Source organism: Schaalia odontolytica, from assembly GCF_024584435.1.
Lineage (GTDB): Bacteria > Actinomycetota > Actinomycetes > Actinomycetales > Actinomycetaceae > Pauljensenia.
In genome coordinates this window covers 2,304,508-2,320,293 of the sequence record NZ_CP102197.1, presented here as the reverse complement: position 1 = coordinate 2,320,293, position 15,786 = coordinate 2,304,508, and the positions used below count along the sequence as shown (strand labels likewise).

Below are 15,786 nucleotides of genomic sequence, written 5' to 3'. Positions count from 1 at the left end.
ACTCTTCTTCTCAGTAGTCCAGGCCGCCGCGTCGCCATTCGTAGGCGTAGGGGACGCACAGGGTGACGAGGAAGCTCATCATGACGATCAGGCCGAAGAGGCCGAGCTGGTTGAAGCTGACGGCCCACGGGTACATGAAGACAACTTCGATGTCGAAGATGATGAAGGTCATGGCGACCAGGTAGTAGCGCACCGGGAAACGGCCGTCGGTGAGGTGGGCGCTGGTGGGTTGGATCCCGCACTCGTAGTTGTCGGCCTTGGTCTTGGACTTCTTGGTGGGGCCCAGGATCGCGGAGGCACCCAGGCCTCCGAATGCCAGCACGAGGGCGGCTGCCGACATGATGAGCAGCGGCACGTAGGGATTCGTCATCGTTCCTCCCGGTTGTGGTTGGCGGTGCTCATGCGGGGCGCACCACCTTGGTCAGCGTTGTGATGAGTTGGTCGTCGAAATCGCCGCCGCTCCTCTCGTACCCGTCCGAGAGGAGCTTGTGGACGAGCGTCATGAGGCGCGGCATGGGCAGTCCGACGTTCGTGCAGGTGCGCATGATTGTCGGGTTTTCGATGAGCGCGACGAAGATCCGGCCGAGCTGGTAGTAGCCCCCGTATTCGTCGCGGAGCATGTGGGGGTATTCGCTCATGGCCCGGTCGATGCCGGCGCGATGTGCGCGGCGCAGGGCTTGGGCGATGCACGAGGCGGCGTAGCGTCCCGCCTTCATGGCGGGGGCAATGCCTTCTCCGTTGTAGGGGGAGACCATGCCGCCGGCATCTCCGACGAGGACAAGGCCCTGGGTGTAGTGGGGCTTGCGGTTGAAGCTCATGGGCAGGGCGGCGGAGCGCAGGGGTCCGATCTGGTTGTCGGGGGTGAATCCCCATTCGCCCGGCAGATTGGCGGTCCACGCCTTGAAGACGTCGCGGTAGGGCAGGTTGGTGGCACCGGCGCGGGAGGCGACGGAGCCCAGGCCGACGTTGACGACCCCCTCGCCCATGGGGAAGATCCACCCGTATCCGGGAAGCAGGTCGGAGGCTCCGGGGGCTCCGCTCCACAGTTCGAGGTGGGATTCCATCCATTCTTCGTCCCCGCGGGGGCTGCGGAAGTAGGCGCGGGCGGCGACGCCCATGGGGCGGTTCATCTTCTTGTCGATGCCGAGGCCGGTGGCCAGTCGGGCGGCCACTCCCCCGGCGTCGACGGTGATGGAGGCCCGCACGGTGAGGGCGGTGGCGTTCTTCCCGCGCCCGCTCTTGGCGGTGACGCCCGTGACGCGGCCGGAGCCGTCTTGGATGGCTCCGGTGACGGTGACGCCTTCGTACAGGCGCGCTCCGGCTTCCTGGGCGCGGCGGGCGAGGGCGTGGTCGAGGTCGGTGCGGGCGCGCGTCATGCCGTATCCGGGCAGGGACTTCTGGTCGGGCCAGTCCATGTGGACGGTGTGTCCACCGCCGATGACGGTGAGGCCTCGGTTGCGCATCCACCCGGTGGTGTCCACACCCATGGCGATGAGTTCGTGGACGGCAGCGGGGGTGAGCCCGTCGCCGCAGATCTTGTCGCGGGGGAAGGTGTTTTTTTCGAGGAGGATGACGTCGAGGCCCGCCTGGGCGAGGTGATAGGCGGTGGAGGAGCCGCCGGGGCCCGCGCCGACGACGACAACGTCGGCGCTCATGTCGCCAGGCATGGTGGATGCCACCGCGTTCCTCCGTAGTGTGGGCGCGCGGGTTCGTCCGCGCGAATGTGCATAGGCGGGTGAGGCGTGCACGGCACCTCACTTCCGCGAGAAAGCCTAGCCAGGTAACCCTCAGTCGGCGACCTACGTTACTTTTTGGCTGTATCTCGGGAAAACCGGCGCATCCGAGAACCTCCCGGGCACCCAATTTGCGCAACGATTCTCTGTCGTAAATCGTGGCCTCGCTCTCGGAGAGTTGAGGTTCTTGCGACCGCTGTCATAGGACATGTGCGAGGGGAGTCCGCCCTGGATGGTCTCGGTTGCGCCCGTCGTGGGAGTGAGCGTGTCTGCTGTCGGCGGGCGTGGAGGGAAGCGGGGTGTCAAACCGGGGCCGCCCCCGCCCGCGGGTGGGAGGCAACCGTGGGACGGAGGGAAGCGGAACATGAAACCCAGACCACCCCAGCCGATCGCCCCCAGGACTTCCCCGCCACGGGCAGGAGGGCGGTGAAACCGGGACCGCCCCCGCCTGCGGGTGGGAGGCAGCCGTGGGGCGGAGGGAAGCGGAACATGAAACCGAGACCACCCCCGCCCGCGGGTAGGAGGCAACCGTGGGGCGGAGGGAAGCGGAACATGAAACCGAGACCGCCCCAGCCCACGGGTGGGAGGCAACCGTGGGACGGAGGGAAGCGGAACATGAAACCGAGACCACCCCTGCTTCGTAGAAAACGCCGATTATGGACGTTTCTCGTCAGGCCAGGGCGGTCTCGGTTTCATTCGGCCCCCGAAACGGCAAGACAGGGGCGGTCTCGGTTTCATTCGGCCCCCGAAACGGCAAGACAGGGGCGGCCCAGGTTTCAACCAACCCCCAAAACAGCACGACACGGGCGGCCCAGGTTTCAACCAGCCCCCAAAACAGCAAGACAGGGGCGGCCCAGGTTTCAACCAGCCCCCAAAACAGCACGACACGGGCGGCCTGGGTTTCAACCAGCCCCCAAAACAGCAAGACAGGGGCGGCCTGGGTTTCAACCGACGCTGTTGGAGCATCGAAGCGGACGGGCGGGGGCCGACGCAACGGCCGCACTCGGCCGCGCGGTCGGCACGTGCCCCGCCATCACCCCGCGGACCCGTCACCCGGCATGCCCATTGCCCCTGAGACCCATTGCCCACTGGTACCGTCGGTCGATGAAGTGTCACACTCACCCGGAATGCACACGTCTCTCACTCCTCACGGAGCCGCCCGCTCGTCTTCGCGGCGCGTTGAGGTCCTGATACTCGCGAGATTGCTCGACACCCCGCAGGAAGATCAAGGCGCACACGCCGAGAGACCGGGGGCGTGTTTGCCCCCGCCGGGTCGGATCCATACACTTGGTGACTAACGCGAGAATTCTGACCCGCGCGCCGCCTCTTGACGCGCCGGTCGACGACAGGAAGCATGCTCATGGCCGACTACGGTTTCAATCGCAGTTCCCACGCGCAAACGCATGGGGACATGGAGGATGGGGGAGCTGCACTCTCTCGTTCCAACGATGCAACTCACCAGCTCAATAGCGCTCAAACGCAGACGCGGTGGCCAAGCGAGCCGGGCACGCAGGACTTCCGACAGAAAACCGTGGCGTTCTTCGATTCGGTCAACGACATGCTCACGGACGAGAAGGACATCTTCGATACCTTCCGCACGAATCTGTCGATCGCGGAGAAGGAGGCCGAGAACACCGAGGAGGGCAACGCGGCGGTGCTTGAGGCAATCAACCACGCCCTTCAGTCCGATCCGGCGGCAACCGCTGCGTCCTCCGCCCCGGCGGCTCCCAGCGCGTCGGGGACCAGCACGTCGGGGGCCGTTGCTTCGGCTCCCAGCGCGTCGGGCACTGGGGCTTCCCCCTCCGCCCCGGCTGCCCCGAGCGCGCAGCCTGCGGATGCGCCCGCCCCGGCCGGCCAGATGCCCGAGTTCTGAGCGACAGGAGAACGACGATCATGGTTTCTTCACCGATGTACGACCGAGTGATGACGTTCGCCGCGCAGGCGGACCACACCGAGGAGCTGAGCGCGTGGGACAGCGAGCACCGGCGCGTTCTGCGCGGCTTCGAGGAGGCGATCGAGCGGGTGCGCCACTTCCAGCAGCACCAGGGCTTCACCGGCCAGACCGGGGATGCCTTGAAGGCGTGGGCGGATAAGACGGTTGCCCGACTTGAGTCCAAGCGGGACTACTACATGCGCGGAATCACCCACTACGTGGCGGCCCGGCAGGCCGTCGCGCAGGCGAAGGCGGACGCGAGGCAGCTCTCCCCCACCCTCCTCGATGCCAAGACGGAGGCGCTGCGCAGCGCCGCCACGGTGTCGCTACCCTTCGCGCCCGTGCTTGCGCCCGTTCCGGGGCTCGTCGCTTCGGCCGTGCTCGCGACAGGGGTGGCCTACGTCAACGCGGTGGAGGCCCAGGCGAACGCGCAGCGCGAGGCGGCCGCAGCCGAGATCCTTGACCGCATCAACGCCGCGACGGGCGAACTCGGCGGGGGCATGGGAGACCTGACGGAGGCAGGACCCAACACCGGTTACGGCAGCATCGATGTTCCTTCTGCTCCGCTTCCCCCGAGCACCAAGGAGAACCTCGGTCGAGGTCACGTCCAGTACTCGCCCCACGACGCGGGGGTCTACGGTCGCAGCGCCGCCGACGACTACGGGCGGGCCCCGCTGCGCTCCGACAAGTCCCTGTACCCGGACGGCTACGCTGATCCGGACACGGAGGAGGCGATGCGCAGGCGCGCGCTGGCCTCGCACCAGGTGGCCAGGCGCTACCTTCCGCCGGACGCGAAGGGTTCCTACGACAGGCCGATCACGGATCCGCAGGACCTGATGGGCGTGGACCTGATGCACACGCGGGTGAACGCGAACCACCACCGCAACGGCTACGTGTGGGGCGGGCACGTTCCCGCGAATCCCACCGACATCGACCATCCCCTGTGGCGCATCAACGGCGGTCCGGCCTCCGACGCAACCACGGCCGGTCGGCTCGGGGGCGCGGCCATGCTCGGCGCGGGGGCGCTGGGCCTGCGCGGGGCCGCGCGGATGGGATCGGCGGGGATCGGCGCTGCGGGCGCCTCGGACCTGCGGGTCGGCTCCTTCGGCGGCAGGGGATTCGGCACCTACACCCCTCCCGCCACCCAGGCACCCCAGGGTGGCGCAGGTTCCGCTCACCCCGCGATGATGGGCGGGATGGGAGCCGGCGCGGGCGGCGCCAAGGAGGATAAGAAGAGGCGTCGGCGCAAGTACGAGCCCTACCGCTACCTGGACGAGGACGAGGGGGCAGTGCCCGCGGGCTACGTCAACCCGATGTCTCAGACCTACGGATCGGACAAGGACATTGCGCCCGCCCCGCGCAAGGACGACGGATGGGATCCGCGCCAATGGTGACTTCTCTCCGCACCCGCATCGCCCTGTCGGCGGCCTGCGCGACCGCCCTCGCCCTCGCGGCGCCCGTCATTGAGGCCTCCCCGGCGAGCGCCGCCGACACCATCACGGCCGCCGACCAGCCCTACTTCGCCTACTACCACCTCGACCAGGCACGAGCCAAGGGCTACACCGGCAAGGGAGTGACAGTCGCAATCATCGACGGACCAGTCGATACGTCTGTCGCCGAGCTTAGCGGCGCGTCAATCAGCGATAAGAGCCCCTGCCCCGTCAACCCGAGTAACGACAGCCGTCGACACGGCACGGAGGTTGCTTCACTGTTGGTTGCCCGTGAGTACGGTGTCGCACCCGATGTCACGCTCAACAGCTATCAGACCATGAGCAGCGGCTCGACAGCCGATTCCTCGTGCAAAGATTCGGCAGTAATTTATAAGCACGCGTCGCTCATCAACCACGCGATCAACGACGGTGCCCAGATCATCAGCATTTCGATTAGCTCTAATGACCGTAACGCCTCACTCAAGTGGGCGATGGCCAGGGCGATGAGCTCGGGAACAATCATCGTTGCAGGCATAGGAAACAGTGCCTCCGATAACGACTCGGGGAGCCTTGCGACGTGGTCGGGCGTGGTCGGCGTTTCTGCGGTTGATGTCAACGGCGCGCGAGCCGACTACTCTTCCTGGGGTCGGGGGGTGACGACAGCCGCCGTCGGAGGCCCAATTAAGGCCTACGACTATGGGACCTCACAAATTATCGAGACCAATGGGACATCGATCTCGACTCCTATCGTGGCGGGTTTCTTGGCGTTGGCGCGTCAGAAGTGGCCGGACGCGACCGCGAACCAGCTCCTCCAGCTCCTGGTCCACACCACGGTCAACACCGACGGCGGATGGAACCAGTACACCGGATACGGCCTGGCCAGCCCCGCCTCCATGATCAACACCGACCCCAGCCAATACCCCGACGAGAACCCGCTCGCCGACAAGGGCGGCGGAACCAGCCCCACACCCGAAGAGGTACGCCAATACGCCGACGGCATCGTAGACCCCTCCGAAATCATCTACGACAACTCCTACACCTACCGAGGCCTCAACGAAACAACCCTCACCTCCACCAACAACCCCTACCCCACACACATCGGCACAAGCCCCCGATACCACACCAAATAACCCGGCCGCGTGCGGTGGATCTTCGGCGCGGCGGATCTCCGGCCCGGCCTGCCCGGCTCGGCGGCGCCCCGCCGACGCGCGAAGGCCGGGATCCCCACGCGGGGACCCCGGCCTCGTCGCTGCTGAGCGGGCCCTAGGGCAGCGGCTTCACCGCCCGGTGCAGGCACGCGATGCCGCCCGTCAGGTTGCGGTACTCCACCTCGCGCCAGCCGTTGGCGGCGATCATGCGCGCCACCTCCTCCTGCGAGGGCCACTGGCGGATCGACTCCACCAGGTAGTCGTAGGCGCCGTCGTTCGTGGAGGCCACGCGCGCCAGCGCGGGCATCACCGTCGACTGGTAGGCGCCGTACAGGCCGCGGAACACCCGCGACGTGGGGGTGGAGAACTCCAGCACGACGAGGCGTCCGCGGGGGCGCACCACGCGCATCATCTCGCGCAGGGCCAGGCCCGGGTCGGGAATGTTCCTCAGGCCCCACGAGATCGTCACCGCGTCGAAGGACGCCTCCTCGAAGTCGAGGCTCATCGCGTTGCCGCGCACGAACTCAATGTCGGGGTGGCGCTCGCGTCCCACCTCGATCATGCCCTCGGACAGATCGCAGGCAACAACCTCGGCGCCGCCCTTGGCCAGCGCGGCCGAGGAGGTGCCGGTGCCGGCCGCCAGGTCCAGGATGCGCTCGCCGGGGTGGGGGGCGACCGCCTTGCGCAGGGCGGCCATCCACACGTTGTTCAAACCGCCCGTCATCAGCGCATCCATCATGTCGTAGCGCGAGGCAACGGAGTCAAACATCGAGGCAATCTCATCGGGAACCTTGTGCAGGTCTGCGCGCGGGGCTTCGTTCATGCGTTAATCCTCGCACGTCTTTCAGCGCGCCGCCGCCCCTGCTCCTACCATGGGACCCATGCACGATAACTCCGGATGCTCGCGCCTCGTCTTTCGGGCGACGGCCCTGCCCGCAACGCACCCGGGGTCTACTTGCTCACTGACCCAGCTCCTGCCCGCTTCGGGCGGCGCCGCGTGGCTGGGTGCGCGCCGACAGATGGTCGGCCTGGGCCGCGCGCTCACCCTGGAGTCCGCGAGCGCCGACGCGATCGCGCAGGTGCGAGCCGCGTGGGAGACCGTCGCCGCCCCTGCCCCGGGCGAGGGGCCCGCCCCCGTGCTCTTCGCGTCCTTCGCGTTCCGCTCCCCCGCCCGCTCGGTGGCCTTCGTGCCCTCCCTGACCGTCATCGACGAGGCCGGGGCGCGCTGGGCGATCACGGCGGGCATCGGCCGCGCCCCCGATCCACTGGAGGCCGTGGACGCCGCGATGAGCGAGGCGAGGCGGAGCCCGCGCGTGCCCGACTCGCTGTCTTGCGGCCACGGTTCCATGTCGCGGGGCCAGTGGCGAGACTCGGTCCGCCAGATGGCGGCGCGCCTGCGCCAGGGGGCGGCCGACAAGGCGGTCATGGCTCGCGACATGACGGTGCGCTGCTCGCGCGGCTTTGACGAGCGCTACCTGCTGGAGCGCCTCAGCCACCTATACCCGTTGACGTGGCGCTTTTGCGTGGCTTCCCTGGTGGGGGCCTCCCCCGAGATGCTCGTCTCGGCCCGGCGCGGGGCCGTGTCGTCGCGCGTGTTGGCTGGGACCTGCGCGCCCGGGGACGGGGAGCGGCTGGCGGGAAGCGACAAGGACCTGCGCGAGCACGCTCTGGCCTCCGATTCCGTCTCCACGATCCTGGCGCGTCTGTGCTCCGAGGTGAGCACCCGGGGGCCGTTCCTCCTGGAGCTGCCGAACGTCGTTCACCTGGCGACGGACGTGTCCGCGCGCCTGACTGACGCCCGCCTCCTGGACCTGGTGGCCGCGCTGCACCCGACGGCCGCCGTGTGCGGTACTCCCCGCGATCTCGCGATGCGCCTCATCGAGGAGTTGGAGGACACCGAGAGGGGGCGCTACTCGGGTCCGGTGGGCTGGGTGGATGCGTCCGGGGACGGAGAGTTCGCGATTGCCCTGCGCTGCGGATTGGCGTCGGGCACGCGGCTGAGGCTCTACGCGGGAGCGGGCATCATGCCGGACTCCGATCCCGATGCGGAGCTGGCCGAAACCGAGGCGAAGATGCGTCCCCTGCTGGACGCGCTCGGGGTCTGAGGATCCCCTCGCCACACGGCCGTGCGCCTGCCGCCGCGTGTTCCCCACGCGGGGAGCACGCGGCGGCAGCATCTTCCGGGGTATCCGCGCCCTCCTGCTCAGGAGCCTTGGATCGTGACGGAAACATCGAAGGTGGCACCGTCTCGCGCAACCGTCATGGTGACGGTGTCGCCGGCCTTGTAGCGGCGCACGTAGCCGATGAGCTGCTTCGGGCTGGTCACCTCCTGCCCCTCGACCTTCGTGATGACGTCGCCAGAGCGCAGGCCTGCGGTGGCGGCGCCCGAGCCGGGGGTGACGTCCTGGACCTGTGCGCCGACGAAGGTGTCGTTGCCGATGGTGGTGGTCGCGGCGCGCACGGTGACGCCGAGCATGCCGTGGGAGGCCTGTCCCGAGGCGATCAGCTGGTCTGCCACGGAGACGACCAGGTCCGAGGGGATCGCGAAGCCGAGACCGATCGACCCGGCCTGCCCGTCCGAGGAGGAGGACAGCGACTTGATTGAGGAGTTGATGCCGACCACGGCACCCGACGCGTCGAAGAGGGGGCCGCCGGAGTTTCCGGGGTTGATGGAGGCGTCGATCTGGATGGCGTTGGTGACGACGAGGTCGGAGGAGGCCTGGGTCGGGTCCTGCTGGGTCGAGGAGTCTTCCATCGACACCTCGACGGGTCGGTTGAGGGCGGAGATGATGCCGGTGGTCACCGTGTTCGACAGGCCCAGGGGCGCGCCGATCGCCATGACGGGGGCACCGACCTTCAGGGCTGAAGAGCTGGCAAATCGCGCGACCGTGAGGTCCGAGGGCGGGTTGTCCAGCCGGATGACCGCCAGGTCCGTGGTCCTGTCGTGGCCGACGATGTGGGCGCTGTACAGGCGCCCGTCGGCGAGGGTGACTTGGATCTTTCCACCGCCGATGACGGAGGCGATCACGTGGTAGTTGGTGACAATGTCTCCCTGGGCGTCGTAGACGACGCCGGATCCGGTGCCTCCCGAGGAGGAGGCTCCCTGCGTCTGGATGGTGACGACCGCCGGCAAGACGGCGGAGGCCACGGCGCTCCAGTCCGTCCCATCGCTGGACGAGGCGGGAACGGCGCTGACGGTGCCGCCGTTCATGTTGGTGGGGGTGGAGGCGCGCAGCAGCGCGGGACGCAGGTAGAGGACGGCCCCCAGGGTCATCGCGACCGTCAGGATCATTGCGGCGACGAGGGCGACCCAGCCCGGGCCTTTCTTCGTGACGACGACGGTCGGGGTGGCGCTCGCGTCCGGGGCGGCGTAGTCCCCGTAGGGGGTCCCGGTGGGCGGAAGGTACGAATCCGCCTGAGCCGCTGCTGCGCCGGGAGCGTCGGTGGGAGGGAACGGGGCCGCGGGGGCGGGCATCTCTCGCGTGGCGTCGCCAGCGCTACCGTACATCTCCCGCGTGGCGTCATCGTCACCTGGGATCCGGGGGGTTGGTTGCTCGGCCTGGCCGGGATGCGGCCAGTGCTCGCTGGCTGCGTCCGCGTGCGCGGAGGGGAGCGCCCCGCGCTCGTAGCTGGGTGTTTCGGCGCGACGCGGCGAGTCGGCGTCGTGGAGTGGTTGTTGAGGCTCTGTCATGGTTCCCTCGTCTTATCACTTCGGCTGTCGGAACTCAGTATGGTCGTCTTCCTCAAAGAGGCACTGGAAACACCCTGGGAGTATCCTGAAAGGCTCGAACCCGCGCCTTTAGCGCAGAATGTCGCGGATCGCGCCGTACAGGTGTGCGGCGCGCTCAACAGGCGCGTGGATCAACCGGGGCCCGGGCGCGGGGGTGGCCAGGATGGAGCTCAGTTCCTCGGGGGTGTCGGACCTCGCGAAAGAGACGCCGTAGGCGCTCGCAAGCGCCGCATAGTCGACGGATTGGGCCAGACCGAACCACCGGTCGTACGCGCCACGGCTCGCGGCGGCGCCGTGCTCAAGGGTGGCGAAGATGCCTCCGCCGTTGTCGTCGGCGAGAACGATGTCAAGGTCCGAGTGGGTCGCCGCGGCGAGCGCCAGCGAGGAGGCATCGTGGCACAGGGTCAGATCGCCCATGACGGCGGTGACGCGCCCGCCCCCGCCGGCGGAGCGGGAGGCGGACCCGAGGGCGACGCCGACCGACGTGGCGATGGTCCCGTCGATTCCGGCCTGTCCTCGGTTGGAGTGAACGGCTCGTCCTTCCAGGGAGGGCACCGCGAGGTCGAAGGCGCGCACGGGGTTGGAGGCGCCCAGGACGAGGGGGCCGTCGCTCGCCCGGGCGACCGCTCGGGCGAGGTCGATCATCGTGCGCCCCGAACCCGCCGCTAGGAGGTCGCCTATTCGTCTCCCGGCGAGTTCGCAGGCCTCTCGCACTCGCGCCCCCCACGCGGCCACGGCGCTGCAGGGACGGGTCGGGGGCGCGAGGTCGGCGACGACCGTGGAGGCGTTTCCCGAGATGTCTGTCCACGGCGCGTGCTGGTCGACGACGACGACGCGAACGTCGGGGCGGGCCAGGAGGGCGTGGATGGGCCGCGAGAGCGTCGGACGTCCCGTCACGACGACGGTGTCCACGTCCCGGGCGAGGGGCCCCGCGACGATGGACTGCTCGTAGGGGGTCACTCCCCCTCCCGCCCACGCGCCCGATGCCGGCTCGGACAGCAGGGGGAACCCGGATGCCTGGGACCACAGCTGCGCGCGGCTGCTGGCCCCCTCACCGGCGACGATGAGGCCGACGCTGGCCTCTCCGACCGCGTCTTCCCAGCGCACGGGGGTGGGCGCGCTCGCCGACACTCGGGTCGCTCGAATCGGCTGTTCCTCCTCCCCTCGCGCGCCCGCGTCGGCGGGCGTGAGCGGGTCGCGGAACTCGACGTTGATCTGCACGGGGCCGGGGGCGCCGGTGGGGGCGCCGACGGCGGCGGCCACGGCCCGGCTCACGTGCCCGGCGAGCGCCACCGAGGGTTCCTGCGCGTCCAGGCTGATGCATGCCCGCGCGTGAGTGGCGAAGAGGCGCGACTGGTCGGTTGCCTGGGAAGCGCCGACGCCGCGCAGTTCGCCGGGGCGGTCCGCGGTGATGGCGAGGAGGGGCAGCCGGGCGTGGGAGGCCTCGAGAACGGCGGGCGCGAGTTCGGCGACGGCGGTTCCTGAGGTGACGATGACGGCGGGAAGCGCCCCGGCGCGGGCCATGCCGACCGCCAGGAAGCCGGCGCCGCGCTCGTCCAGGACGGGGCGCGCCTGCCCGCCGAACGCCCCGGACTCGAGGGCGTAGGCGAAGGGCGCGCTGCGTGACCCGGGACAGTACAGGACGTGCGTGACGCCCAGGGCGCTCAGGGCACGCAGGATTGCGCTGGCGGTATCGACGGAGGGCATGGGCCCAGCCTACCGGGAGGCCACCCCCAGGTGCTCGGCCATGCCTTCGAGGCGCATCCCCCAGCGCGCGATCAGGTCCCCGTCGACGGGGGTGCGGTCGATCAGCTCCCGGTCGGGTTCGCGCCGTTCCACGGGCAGGCGGCCCCGTTCGGGCACGAGGGGCTCGGTCACGTCCCCCACCAGCAGCGAGGCGGTGGCCAGTCCGGCGGCGCGGGACGGCCCGGGGACGGCGGCGGCCGCGGCAACACCGACGGAGAGTCCGACGGAGGTCTCCAACGCGGAGGAGACGACGACGCCCAGTCCGCTCTTGCGTGCGACCCGCAGGGCGGCTCGTACGCCGCCCAGGGGCGCAACCTTGATGATGACGACGTCCGCCGCCTGTTTGCGCGCGACCTCCATCGGGTCGTGGGCCCGGCGGATCGACTCGTCGGCGGCGATGGGCACGTCGACGCGACGACGCACCGCGGCCAGTTCGTCGACAGTCAGGCAGGGCTGTTCGACGTACTCGATGGGAACGGGCCCGGCGGCCTTGGCCATCGCGGGGATCGCTGCGCACGCCTCGTCCACCTCCCATGCTCCGTTGGCATCCACGCGGATCTTCGCCTGGGATCCGACGGTGGCGCGCAGGGCGTCGGCGACCGCGCAGATCCTCCCGCAGTCGCGTCCGACGCTCACGCCCGGCTCGGCTACCTTGATCTTCGCGGTCGCGCATCCGCCCGAGGCGATGACCCGGTCGTGGGCGTCCTCGGGCGAGACCACGGGGATCGTCACGTTGACGGGGACGAACTTCCTGCGGGCGACCGGCGGGAATCGGCGCGCCGACTCGAGCGCGGCCGCCAGCCAGCGCGAGGATTCCGCGTCGTCGTAGTTCCAGAAGGGAGCTGCCTCCCCCCACCCGGCCTGGCCGCGCAGGAGGAGGCCTTCGCGGCGCGTGACCCCGCGGAAACGAGTCGTCATCGCGATCTTGTAGACGAGCACGTCGGTGACGCCCTCGAGGGCGTATCGCGTCTGGCGACTCAGCGTGCGCATGGGAATGCGTAGGAGCGTCGGTTCTGGCGCCACGTTCATGTCTCCCCCTTACTTACCGGTAATATTGTGACCCACGCGTGCCCGGGCCTCAACTCCTTCGCTCCGGAGCTTGTAGGGTATTCGACGTTGCGCGGTCTGGGCACGAACCCTCCGCGCATTACCGAACGACTGGCAAGCTACAGCGATTCCGGCTGACGCTCGCGCGTCCGGCAACCCCGTCTTGCGGCACGCGCCGCCCTCGTTACTCCCGGGCCGCTCGTCGGACGCTCGCGGGCGTTCACCCCCGCCCCCCTCCTCGTCGGCTAGAATCCCCCACATGAGCGCCCTACCCTTCGTCTCCGACACCTTCGACCCGACCCGCTGGCGCGAGGTCGAGGGCTTCGACTTCACCGACATCACCTACCACCGGGGAATTTCCCGGGGCCCCGCCCTCGACGGCCGCGAGTCCGGCGCCGACATGCCGGTCGTGCGCATCGCCTTCGACCGCCCCGACATCCGCAACGCCTTCCGGCCGGGCACGGTTGACGAGCTCTTTCGCGCCCTCGATCACGCGCGCCAGACGTCCTCGGTGGCCGCCGTGATCCTCACGGGCAATGGGCCGTCCGCGCGCGACGGCGGCTACTCCTTCTGCTCGGGAGGCGACCAGCGCGTTCGCGGGCGCGACGGGTACCGTTACGAGGTCGAGGACGCCGACCCCGAGGCTCCCCTGCCGAAGCGACGCGAGCAGATCGACCCGGTGCGCGCCGGACGGCTACACATTCTCGAGGTCCAGCGCCTCATCCGCACCATGCCCAAGGTTGTCATCGCCGCGGTTCCCGGGTGGGCTGCGGGGGGCGGACACTCCCTCAACGTGGTCGCCGACCTGTCGGTGGCCTCGGCCGAGCACGCCGCATTCATGCAGACTGATGCGAACGTCGGCTCCTTCGACGCGGGCTACGGCTCGGCTCTCCTGGCCCGCCAGGCCGGAGACAAGCGGGCACGCGAGATCTTTTTCCTAGCCGAACGCTACGACGCCGAGGCCGCCGAGAGGTGGGGCGTGATCAACAGGGCGGTCCCCCACGCCCAGCTGGAGGAGACGGCGCTCCAGTGGGCGGCGACGATCGCGACCAAGTCCCCCCAAGCGATTCGCATGCTGAAGTTCGCGTTCAACCTGGCGGACGACGGGTTGGCCGGGCAGCAGGTTTTCGCGGGCGAGGCCACCCGCATGGCGTACATGACGGCGGAGGCTCAGGAGGGGCGCGACGCCTTCTTGGAGCACCGCGCCCCCCGCTGGGAGGACTACCCCTACTACTACTGAGGCCCCTGCCCGCGCGAGGCGAGGTACACCCTCGCCTCCCATTCTCCGAGGGTTTCCGGGACGGTCCTCTCTTCCTCGGGCAGGTCGCGGTTGGCCAGGAGGAGGTCCCCGCTGACCTCACGCGCGGCCTCGCCGAGGGGCGCAGGGTAGGAAGAGAGGTTGACGAGGACCGTTGCCACGGCCTCGCCGAGGGTGCGCCTGTAGGCGAAGATCGCGGGCGAGGAGGCGCGGATGCGCTCGTAGGCGCCGACCGCAATGACGGGCAGGCCGTGGCGGATGTCCGCGAGCGCACGATAGTAGGCATGCACGGAGGACGGGTCCCCGACCTGTGAGGCGGCGTTGATCTCCTCGTAGTTCGGAGTGACGCCGATCCACGGCGTGCCCTGCGTGAAGCCCGCGTTCGGGCTCGCATCCCACTGGACGGGAGTGCGCGCGTTGTCGCGCCCGGTCAGTGCCAGGCCGGACAGGACGGACTCGGGACTCGTCCCCTTCTCTGTCGCCTCGCGGAAGTAGCGTAGTGCCTCGACGTCGCGGTAATCCTCGATGCCGTGGAAGACGCCGTTGGTCATGCCCAGCTCCTCGCCCTGGTAGACGTAGGGGGTGCCGCGCAGCGTGTGCAGGGCTGTGGCCAGGGCGGTCGCCGACGCGTAGCGGTGCGCTTCGTCGCCGAAGCGGCTGACGGCGCGCGGTTGGTCGTGGTTGTCCAGGTAGAGGCTGTTCCAGCCGACCTCACCCTGGGCTTCCTGCCAGGCGCTCAGGCAGTCGGCGAGCTCGCCGGGACGCAGCGGACGCGGGTCGAACTTCCCGCGCTCAAGGCCGAGGTCGACGTGGTCGAATTGGAACACCATGTCGAGCTCGCGGCGAGCGGGGTCCGTGAAGAGAAGGACGTTGTCGCGTCGCACGCCGGGGCACTCGCCGACCGTCATGGTGGCGCTGCGCCCGTCGAATACCTCGCGTCGCATCTCGGCGAGGTATTCGTGCAGGTGCGGGCCCTCGGAGAAGTGCGGGAAGCCCTCGCCCCACGCGCGCCCGGGATAGACGATGCCGTCGGGCAGGCCCGGTTCCTTCGAGATCAGGTTGATGACGTCCATGCGGAAGCCGTCGACGCCGCGATCGAGCCACCACCTCATCATGTCGTAGATGGCTTGCCGCACGTGCGGGTTGTCCCAGTTCAGGTCGGGCTGCTTGCGATGGAACAGGTGCAGGTAGTACTGGCCCGTGGCCTCGTCCCAGGCCCAGGCGGAGCCGGAGAAGAAGGACCCCCAGTTGTTGGGCTCCGCCCCGGCCTCGCCGCCCACGCAGCCGGGTCGGGGATCTCGCCAGATGTACCAGTCGCGCTTCGGGTTGTCCCGCGAGGAGCGCGACTGGGCGAACCAGGGATTCTCGTCGGAGGTGTGGTTGACGACCAGGTCCATGACGAGGCGCATGCCCCGCTCGTGCACGCCCTCCAGCAGGCGGTCGAAGTCCTCCAGCGTGCCGAACATCGGATCGATGTCGTAGTAGTCGGCGATGTCGTAGCCGTTGTCTGCCTGCGGGGAAGCGTAGATCGGCGAGAGCCACAGGACGTCCACGCCCAGGCCCTTCAGGTAGTCGAGCTTGGAGCGCACGCCCTCAAGGTCGCCGAAGCCGTCTCCGTTGGAGTCTTTGAAGGAGCGCGGGTAGATCTGATAGACCACGGCGCCCTTCCACCACTCGTCGGGCCCCAGGCCGTTGCCTGCCGGGTCGAGCGCATCGTTACGGAAGAACATGAAGCACCTGCCATACGTTAAGGTCGAGTGA

At 69.1% G+C, this 15,786-nt stretch carries 12 protein-coding genes; 5 read left to right on the top strand and 7 right to left on the bottom strand.

Annotation, left to right across the window (positions count from 1 at the left end; genetic code table 11):
- Positions 1–10: 10 nt before the first annotated feature.
- On the bottom strand, positions 11–370 hold the full coding sequence (locus tag NQK35_RS10200; protein ID WP_009212460.1) for an NADH-quinone oxidoreductase subunit A: 360 nt from the start codon (positions 368–370) through the stop codon (positions 11–13).
- 28 nt (positions 371–398) lie between these two features.
- Positions 399–1,679: a geranylgeranyl reductase family protein gene (locus NQK35_RS10195; protein ID WP_257114111.1), complete on the bottom strand. Its 1,281-nt coding sequence runs from the start codon at positions 1,677–1,679 to the stop codon at positions 399–401.
- Between the two features lie 1,585 nt (positions 1,680–3,264).
- Here NQK35_RS10195 and NQK35_RS10190 point away from each other — a divergent pair.
- Genes NQK35_RS10190 through NQK35_RS10180 form a run of 3 tightly spaced genes read left to right on the top strand, consistent with a single transcriptional unit; the run spans position 3,265 to position 6,226 of the window.
- Complete coding sequence (locus NQK35_RS10190; RefSeq protein ID WP_232209832.1) at positions 3,265–3,606, top strand: hypothetical protein; 342 nt, start codon at positions 3,265–3,267, stop codon at positions 3,604–3,606.
- A gap of 20 nt (positions 3,607–3,626) precedes the next feature.
- The gene (locus tag NQK35_RS10185) at positions 3,627–5,060 is read left to right on the top strand and encodes a hypothetical protein (protein WP_257114110.1); all 1,434 of its coding nucleotides are present in this window, start codon (positions 3,627–3,629) and stop codon (positions 5,058–5,060) included.
- A complete protein-coding gene (locus NQK35_RS10180) occupies positions 5,054–6,226 on the top strand; it encodes a S8 family peptidase (protein WP_257114109.1) in 1,173 nt (390 codons plus the stop codon). The genes NQK35_RS10185 and NQK35_RS10180 overlap by 7 nt, the downstream gene beginning before the upstream one ends.
- Positions 6,227–6,359: 133 nt before the next feature.
- On the opposite strand, the gene NQK35_RS10175 is transcribed toward NQK35_RS10180, so the two are convergent.
- Positions 6,360–7,067 (bottom strand): class I SAM-dependent methyltransferase, encoded by a 708-nt coding sequence (locus NQK35_RS10175; RefSeq protein WP_257114108.1) that lies wholly within the window; start codon positions 7,065–7,067, stop codon positions 6,360–6,362.
- Positions 7,068–7,125: 58 nt separating this feature from the next.
- Here NQK35_RS10175 and NQK35_RS10170 point away from each other — a divergent pair, with 58 nt between their 5' ends.
- Positions 7,126–8,349 (top strand): isochorismate synthase, encoded by a 1,224-nt coding sequence (locus tag NQK35_RS10170; protein WP_257114107.1) that lies wholly within the window; start codon positions 7,126–7,128, stop codon positions 8,347–8,349.
- Between the two features lie 98 nt (positions 8,350–8,447).
- On the opposite strand, the gene NQK35_RS10165 is transcribed toward NQK35_RS10170, so the two are convergent.
- The 3 genes from NQK35_RS10165 to NQK35_RS10155 all read right to left on the bottom strand — a co-directional run bounded on the left by NQK35_RS10165 (position 8,448) and on the right by NQK35_RS10155 (position 12,749).
- Positions 8,448–9,935 carry a S1C family serine protease gene (locus NQK35_RS10165; protein WP_257114106.1) on the bottom strand — a complete coding sequence of 496 codons (1,488 nt, stop codon included), beginning with the start codon at positions 9,933–9,935 and terminating at the stop codon, positions 8,448–8,450.
- Positions 9,936–10,043: 108 nt separating this feature from the next.
- A complete protein-coding gene (gene menD, locus NQK35_RS10160) occupies positions 10,044–11,681 on the bottom strand; it encodes a 2-succinyl-5-enolpyruvyl-6-hydroxy-3-cyclohexene-1-carboxylic-acid synthase (RefSeq protein ID WP_257114105.1) in 1,638 nt (545 codons plus the stop codon).
- 9 nt (positions 11,682–11,690) lie between these two features.
- Entirely contained in the window at positions 11,691–12,749 is a 1,059-nt protein-coding gene (locus NQK35_RS10155) for an o-succinylbenzoate synthase (RefSeq protein ID WP_257114104.1), read from the bottom strand.
- A 277-nt stretch (positions 12,750–13,026) separates the two neighbouring features.
- Between NQK35_RS10155 and NQK35_RS10150 the strand changes: the two genes are divergently transcribed.
- Positions 13,027–14,007: a 1,4-dihydroxy-2-naphthoyl-CoA synthase gene (locus NQK35_RS10150; RefSeq protein ID WP_257114103.1), complete on the top strand. Its 981-nt coding sequence runs from the start codon at positions 13,027–13,029 to the stop codon at positions 14,005–14,007.
- Here NQK35_RS10150 and NQK35_RS10145 read toward each other — a convergent pair.
- Positions 14,001–15,755, bottom strand: coding sequence for an alpha-glucosidase (locus NQK35_RS10145; protein ID WP_257114102.1), 1,755 nt, complete (start codon positions 15,753–15,755; stop codon positions 14,001–14,003). The genes NQK35_RS10150 and NQK35_RS10145 overlap by 7 nt on opposite strands.
- Between the last annotated feature and the right edge of the window lie 31 nt (positions 15,756–15,786).

Excerpts from the sequence above, each read along its gene's own strand:
- NQK35_RS10145 (WP_257114102.1), bottom strand. The coding sequence starts at position 15,755 with ATGTTCTTCCGTAACGATGCGCTCGACCCGGCAGGCAACGGCCTGGGG.
- NQK35_RS10185 (WP_257114110.1), top strand. The coding sequence starts at position 3,627 with ATGGTTTCTTCACCGATGTACGACCGAGTGATGACGTTCGCCGCGCAG.
- NQK35_RS10175 (WP_257114108.1), bottom strand. The coding sequence starts at position 7,067 with ATGAACGAAGCCCCGCGCGCAGACCTGCACAAGGTTCCCGATGAGATT.
- NQK35_RS10200 (WP_009212460.1), bottom strand. The coding sequence starts at position 370 with ATGACGAATCCCTACGTGCCGCTGCTCATCATGTCGGCAGCCGCCCTC.
- menD (WP_257114105.1), bottom strand. The coding sequence starts at position 11,681 with ATGCCCTCCGTCGATACCGCCAGCGCAATCCTGCGTGCCCTGAGCGCC.
- NQK35_RS10180 (WP_257114109.1), top strand. The coding sequence starts at position 5,054 with ATGGTGACTTCTCTCCGCACCCGCATCGCCCTGTCGGCGGCCTGCGCG.
- NQK35_RS10165 (WP_257114106.1), bottom strand. The coding sequence starts at position 9,935 with ATGACAGAGCCTCAACAACCACTCCACGACGCCGACTCGCCGCGTCGC.
- NQK35_RS10150 (WP_257114103.1), top strand. The coding sequence starts at position 13,027 with ATGAGCGCCCTACCCTTCGTCTCCGACACCTTCGACCCGACCCGCTGG.
- NQK35_RS10155 (WP_257114104.1), bottom strand. The coding sequence starts at position 12,749 with ATGAACGTGGCGCCAGAACCGACGCTCCTACGCATTCCCATGCGCACG.
- NQK35_RS10170 (WP_257114107.1), top strand. The coding sequence starts at position 7,126 with ATGCACGATAACTCCGGATGCTCGCGCCTCGTCTTTCGGGCGACGGCC.